Annotated in this window: 5 protein-coding genes; 3 read left to right on the top strand and 2 right to left on the bottom strand. The window is 73.1% G+C overall.

The genetic code is table 11. The features are described from left to right. On the bottom strand, window positions 1-845 hold an 845-nt coding region (locus ACRWNP_RS12115; protein WP_431961111.1), incomplete at its 3' end, for an RNA-guided endonuclease InsQ/TnpB family protein. Between the two features lie 625 nt (window positions 846-1,470). On the opposite strand from ACRWNP_RS12115, the gene ACRWNP_RS12110 reads away from it, so the two are divergent. Further along, complete coding sequence (locus ACRWNP_RS12110; protein ID WP_431961110.1) at window positions 1,471-2,457, top strand: hypothetical protein; 987 nt, start codon at window positions 1,471-1,473, stop codon at window positions 2,455-2,457. 30 nt (window positions 2,458-2,487) lie between these two features. Here ACRWNP_RS12110 and ACRWNP_RS12105 read toward each other — a convergent pair whose 3' ends face one another. Beyond that, window positions 2,488-3,867, bottom strand: coding sequence for an FAD-dependent oxidoreductase (locus ACRWNP_RS12105; RefSeq protein ID WP_431961109.1), 1,380 nt, complete (start codon window positions 3,865-3,867; stop codon window positions 2,488-2,490). A gap of 65 nt (window positions 3,868-3,932) precedes the next feature. Here ACRWNP_RS12105 and ACRWNP_RS12100 point away from each other — a divergent pair, with 65 nt between their 5' ends. Together ACRWNP_RS12100 and ACRWNP_RS12095 are read left to right on the top strand one after the other, a co-directional pair. Next, window positions 3,933-5,171, top strand: a complete 1,239-nt coding sequence (locus ACRWNP_RS12100; protein ID WP_431961107.1) for a DUF4032 domain-containing protein — start codon at window positions 3,933-3,935, stop codon at window positions 5,169-5,171. Window positions 5,172-5,193: 22 nt separating this feature from the next. Beyond that, on the top strand, window positions 5,194-5,994 hold the full coding sequence (locus ACRWNP_RS12095; RefSeq protein ID WP_431961106.1) for a class I SAM-dependent methyltransferase: 801 nt from the start codon (window positions 5,194-5,196) through the stop codon (window positions 5,992-5,994). Window positions 5,995-6,005 lie beyond the last annotated feature (11 nt).

Genomic DNA, 6,005 nt, shown 5'->3' with positions numbered 1-6,005 from the left:
ATGGCCCACTTGCGGGCGGTGTCCTGCCGCTGCCGCGCCACCTTCTTGTGCAGCTTCGCCGCCTGCGCCCGCGCCGTGCGGTAGCCCCTGGACGCGCCCTGCCCACGGGCGGGCTTACGCCGGGCCATCATCCGCTGATACCGCGCCAGACGCTGCGCCGCGGTCTTCCCGTGCTGCGGGTGCGGCAGGTCGTGGGCGTCGCTGGTCGTGGTCGCGGTCTCAAGCACGCCCCAGTCCACGCCGATCACGGCGCCGGTGGCGGGCAGCGGCTGCGGGGCAGTGGCCACCACGAACGAGGCGTACCAGTGGCCGAGGCTGTCCCGGCACACCCGCACCGACGTGGGCCGGCTGGACAGGTCGCGGGAACACACCACGGTCACGACGATGCCGCCGGCCAGGTGCAGGCGTCCGTCCTTGAGCCGAAAGCCGCGGGTGGTGTAGTTCAGTGTCGGTGCGGCCTCGCGCTTGCGCTTGATCCGGGGCATCCCGGCCCGCTGCCTCACCGGCAGCCGCGCCGCGATGTCCCGCAACGCTTTGGCCCGGGATTTCGCGAAGTCACGGATGACCTGCTGCTGCGGCACCGAGCTGCCCTCCCGCAGCCACGCCATCGACCGCCGCGCCTGGGTCAGCATCCTGTCGAGCTGCGCGGGGCCGCACGTGGCCTTCTGCCCGGCGGTCCTGTTCAGGCCATGAACCTTCCGGGACACCGCCACGCATTCGTTCCACACCCACCGGCACCGCGCCCACTCCGCCTCCAGACCGGCACCCGCCGACGACGACACACGCAGCCGATAGGTGAACCGGGCATGCCCCGACCCCTGCCCGGCCACCACGGTCGTCGTCATGCCCGGGAACCTAACAGCCCCCACCGACAACGAAGGAGAGCGCAGGTCACAACGGACACGCACAGAACTCCGCCGCTTCGCGGCCACGACTCAAGAACCCATTCCCCCCGGCCCGAAGGCCAGGGCGTCCTAGAAGAAATCGGTGACCCGCCCGGGGGACCGTCACGACGCGGACCCCGGCCGCCTCCAGCGCCGCCCGTCCTGGCACATCGCCGCTCAACTCGCCCTGCAGGAAGGTGCGTGGGACGGGCGAGGAGAGCAACAGTTCGCGCATCACCGGATCGCTCCCCTGCACCAGTGAGGAGGCGCTGCGATGCAGGGCGACCGGGTCGGCCAGACGCATCGTCGCGGCCCACCGCCGTCCGACCCGCTCCAGGAAGCGGGCGAAGCCCCCACCATCCGATGCGGACGGTCCAGAGGAACTCGCGCCCGTCGAAGCGGAGGCGACGGCGCCGTTTCCTCACGGGCGGACGCCCTGGTGGGCGCGGGAGTTGGCCATGACGTCAGCGTAGGAGCCCGGCGATCTCGCGACCGAGCGGTTTTCCACAGGGCGCGCCCCGGTCTCGACGCGGGTGTTACCCGGTGGTTAGGGTGCGCCCACCACTGAGAACTCACTGGAGAGGGGATGCCCGTGTCCGCGACGGACGACGACGCGCTGTTCGTGCTCACGGCGGCGATGCTGACGCCCGCGCAGTTCCCGAGCGTCCTGGCCGACGACTATCCGGCGGCGTGCGCCGAACTCGGGCTGGAAGCGGTGGACGAGGGCTACGGCCTCGTCTTCGGCCAGGACGGGACGGGCGCCCGGTGGACGGTGGCGATCAGCGACACGGCGCTGGTGGCGTGCGCCCTCGCCGCGTGGGACTGCGGGCTGGAGTACGACCTCTCCCCCGACGAGCGCTCCGTCGTCGCCGCGCTGCCCGGCTGGCCGCTGCCGGTCGCGGTGGCCGCGCCCGGCGTCCCCGCCCCGCACGATCCGCCGGAGGCCGACGGCGGCCCGCCGCTCTCGCCGCCGGACACCGGGACGTGGGGGCCGGCGCAGCGGCGCCTGGGGGCCGACGAGATAGCCCTCCGGTGGCGGATCTGGCGGGAACAGCTCGACGCCGGGAACGAGTCCGACGCCTCGGGCGACGCCGGCGGCTCCGGCAGCTCGGACGCGCCCGCGCAAGCCGGCCAACCGGGCGGGGCGGAAGAGGAGCCCACCGGGAAGGCGCCCTCGGATGTGCGGTCCACGGAGGAGAAGTCCACGGAGGAGAAGTCCGCGGAGGTGCGGTCCGCGGAGGAAAAGCCCGGGGAGAACAGGTCCGGCGAAGCGAGCGGAGCCTCGGATCCCGTCGTCCACGGCATCCATCCCGGGGTACGGCGTGCGCTGGAGGCCGCCCAGGGGTATCTGCGCACGCCCCCGCCACCCGGCCGCATACGCTCGACCGCCGCGGGCGAGGGCGTTCGCACCCTGCGCGTGGACGGCGAAAACTGGAGCCTGGTGGCCCGCACGGACGACATCGCCTTTGTGCTGCTTGACGAGGAGCCCGGGCAGGTGCTGCCCGTCGGCCGTGGGCCGGAGCTCCCCGGCCTGCTGGAGGCCCTGGAGAAGCTGGCCGTACGGCCCGCCTGAACCCAGGCAAGAGGCGGGACCGCGTACGGCTCAGGCGTCAGGGCCGTCCGCGCGGACCTTGCTGTCGACCTTGCGCGCGGCGATCAAAACCGGGTCCCACACCGGTGAGAACGGCGGGGCGTAGCCCAGGTCGAGACCGGTCATCTGCTCGGCGGTCATCCTCGCGGTGAGCGCCACCGCTCCGATGTCCACGCGCTTGGCCGCGCCCTCACGGCCGACGATCTGCAGCCCGAGCAGCCGTCCGGTGTGCCGCTCGGCGATGGCCTTGACCGTCATCGGGGCGGCGCCGGGGTAGTAGCCGGCCCTGCTGGTGGACTCGATGACCGCGCTGACGTACTGCAGCCCCGCGGCCCGCGCCTGGGACTCCTTCAGTCCCGTACGGGCGATCTCCAGGTCGCAGACCTTGCTGACGGCCGTGCCCACCACGCCGGGGAAGGTGGCGTAGCCGCCGCCGATGTTCGTCCCGATGACCCGGCCCTGCTTGTTGGCGTGGGTGCCCAGCGGAATGTGCTGCATCCCGCCGGAGACCAGGTTGAGGACCTCCACGCAGTCCCCGCCCGCCCAGATCACCTCTTCGCCGCGCACGCGCATCGCGCGGTCGGTGAGCAGCCCGCCGTGGGCGCCGACCGGCAGCCCCGCGTCACGGGCGAGGCCGGTGTTGGGCGTGACGCCGAGACCGAGCACGACGACGTCCGCGGGGTACTCGCCCCGGTCGGTGGCCACGGCGCGCACCCGGCCGTCCGCCCCGGTGAGCACCTCGCGCACCGGGGCTCCGGTGACGACGGTGATACCGAGGCCCTCCATGGCCTCCCGTACGAGCCGGCCCATGTCCGGGTCCAGGGTCGCCATGGGCTGCTCGGAGCGTTCGACGAGGGTGACCCGGAGCCCGTGCCGCAGCATGGCCTCGGCCATCTCCACGCCGATGTAGCCGCCGCCGACCACGACGGCGTTCCGCACGGGCCTGCTGTCGAGGGCGTCCAGGATGTCCTCGCCGTCGTCGAGGATCTGCACGCCGTGCACGCCCTCGGCGTCGATCCCGGGGATCGGGGGGCGCTTGGGAACGGCGCCGGTGGCGATGACGAGCTGGTCGTACCCCGTCCAGTCCTCCGCCCCGAAGACGTCGCGGGTGCGCACCCGCCCGCGGTCCCGGTCGATCTCCACGACCTCGGTGCCCAGCCGCACGTCGATGTCGCGGGCGCGGTGCTTCTCGGGCGTGCGGGCGATCAGCTTGTCGGGGCCGGTGGCGTCCCCGGCGATCCAGTACGGGATCCCGCAGGCGGAGTAGGAGGTGCGGCGGCCGCGTTCGAACGCGACGACCTCCAGTTCGTCCGGGCCCTTCCTCCTGCGCGCCTGCGACGCCGCCGACATCCCCGCGGCGTCCCCACCGATGACCACCAGCCGTTCCCTCATGCCCCGCAGCGTATGCGCCGCCCCGGTGTCCCGCGCGATCACCCTGGTGCCGCAGACTGGGCGCCATGGACCTGCAGATCACCGCGACCTCCCCCGACCATCCGGCGACCCTCCTCGACCTGCCGTGGAACGTGCCGCTGGAGGAGTGGCCGGAGGAGTACCTGGTGGCGCTGCCGCGCGGCATCTCACGGCACGTCGTCCGGTTCGCCCTGGCCGGCGACGAGGTCGTGGCGGTCAAGGAGGTCGGCGAGTGGGCCGCCGTCCGCGAGTACGGGCTGCTGCGCGACCTGGACCGCATGGGCATACCCGCGGTCGACGCCCTCGCCGTCGTCACCGGCCGCACCGACGGCCGCGGCGAGCCGCTGGAGCCGGTGCTGATCACCCGCCACCTGGGCGGCTCGCAGCCGTACCGGTCCATGTTCGAGACGACGATGCGCCCGGGCACGGTCAACCGGCTCCTGGACGCGCTCGCCGTGCTGCTTGTCCGGCTGCACCTGGCGGGCTTCGCCTGGGGCGACTGCTCGCTGTCGAACACCCTCTTCCGGCGCGACGCGGGCGCCTACGCCGCCTACCTGGTGGACGCCGAGACCGGGCAGATCCAGCCCAGCCTCTCGCGCGGTCAGCGGGAGTACGACATCGAGGTGGCCCGGGTGAACATCGCGGGTGAGTTGATGGACCTGGAGGCGGGCGGCTCGCTGCACCCGTCCGTGGACCCGGTCACCTTCGGCCAGGCCATCGCCGACCGGTACGGCGAGCTGTGGCACGAGCTCACCCGCGAGTCGGTGTACCCGGTGGCCAAGCGGCACTACATCGACCGGCGTATCCGGCGGCTGAACGACCTCGGTTTCGACGTCGCGGAGATGCAGATACAGAGGTCGCCCGACGGAGACGCCGTCACCTTCCTGCCCAAGGTCGTGGACGCCGGGCACCACCAGCGCCAACTGCTCCGCCTCACCGGCCTGGACGCCGAGGAGAACCAGGCCCGCAGCCTCCTCAACGACCTCGAGACGTGGATGGCCTCCCAGGAGGACTACGCCCCCGGCGACCCGCTGGGCGCCCGCCCCGAGGTGCTCGCCCACCGCTGGGTCCGCGACGTCTTCCGGCCGACGGTCCGCGCCGTGCCGCGCGAGCTGCGCGGCTCGCTGGACACCGCGCAGATCTACCACGAGCTGCTGGAGCACCGCTGGTTCATGTCCGAGCGGGCGCAGCGCGACGTGGGCCTGGACGCGGCGGTCGAGGACTACATCCACAACGTGCTCCTCCAGTCGCCGCAGGGACCCGCCGTTCCGCTGCCGCCGGAGTAGGGCCGGGCACTACTCTCGGCGGATGACCGACCGGATGACCGACCGGACCTCGCTGAGGGCCGTCTTCGACGAGGACGCCGAGCTGTACGACCGGGTCCGCCCCGGGTATCCCGCCGTGCTCTTCGACGACCTGGCCGGGGTCGCCGGACTCGGCGCCGGCGCGCGCGTGCTGGAGATCGGCTGCGGAACCGGACAAGCCACCGTGCCACTCGCGGAGCGCGGGTTGCGCGTCACGGCCGTAGAGCTGGGAATGTCGATGGCGGCGGTCGCCCGGCGCAGGCTGGCCAGGTTCCCCGACGCCGAGGTGGTCGTCTCCGCCTTCGAGGACTGGCCGCTCCCGGACGAGCCGTTCGACTCCGTCGTCTCGGCCACGGCGTTCCACTGGATCGACCCCGCCGTGGCCGTCGTGAAGTCCGCCGACGCGCTGCGGGCCGGCGGGGTGCTGGCCGTCATCGGCACCCATCACGTGGACGGCGGCACCCGGGCCTTCTTCGCGGACGTGCAGGAGTGCTACGAGCGCTTCGACCCGGCGACGCCCCCGGGCCTGCGGCCGCGCGCGGCGGCCCTCGTCCCCGCCGACAGCGAGGAGACCGACCGCTCCGGGCGCTTCGGGCCGGCCGTCTTCCACCGCTACGAGCGCGAAGTGCCGTACACCACCGCCGAGTACCTCGGCCTGCTGCTGAGCTACTCCAACCATCGCGCCCTGCCCGCGGCGCGGCGCGAAGCCCTGCTGTCCTGCATCCGGGCACTGGCCGACGGCCGCTACGGCAGCCGCATCGTCAAGCGGTACCTGACGGAACTGCGGATCACGCGGCGGCTGTGACGGACCGCCGC

Origin of the sequence: Actinacidiphila sp. bgisy160 (assembly GCF_965342435.1) — a bacterium.
Lineage (GTDB): Bacteria > Actinomycetota > Actinomycetes > Streptomycetales > Streptomycetaceae > Actinacidiphila.
Note: the sequence above shows the minus strand (reverse complement) of the source record. Positions and strands in the feature narration are given on the sequence as shown.

Bases quoted from the DNA above. Each gene is read 5' to 3' on its own strand.
- ACRWNP_RS12100 (WP_431961107.1), top strand. From the start codon at position 3,933: ATGGACCTGCAGATCACCGCGACCTCCCCCGACCATCCGGCGACCCTC.
- ACRWNP_RS12105 (WP_431961109.1), bottom strand. From the start codon at position 3,867: ATGAGGGAACGGCTGGTGGTCATCGGTGGGGACGCCGCGGGGATGTCG.
- ACRWNP_RS12095 (WP_431961106.1), top strand. From the start codon at position 5,194: ATGACCGACCGGATGACCGACCGGACCTCGCTGAGGGCCGTCTTCGAC.
- ACRWNP_RS12110 (WP_431961110.1), top strand. From the start codon at position 1,471: ATGCCCGTGTCCGCGACGGACGACGACGCGCTGTTCGTGCTCACGGCG.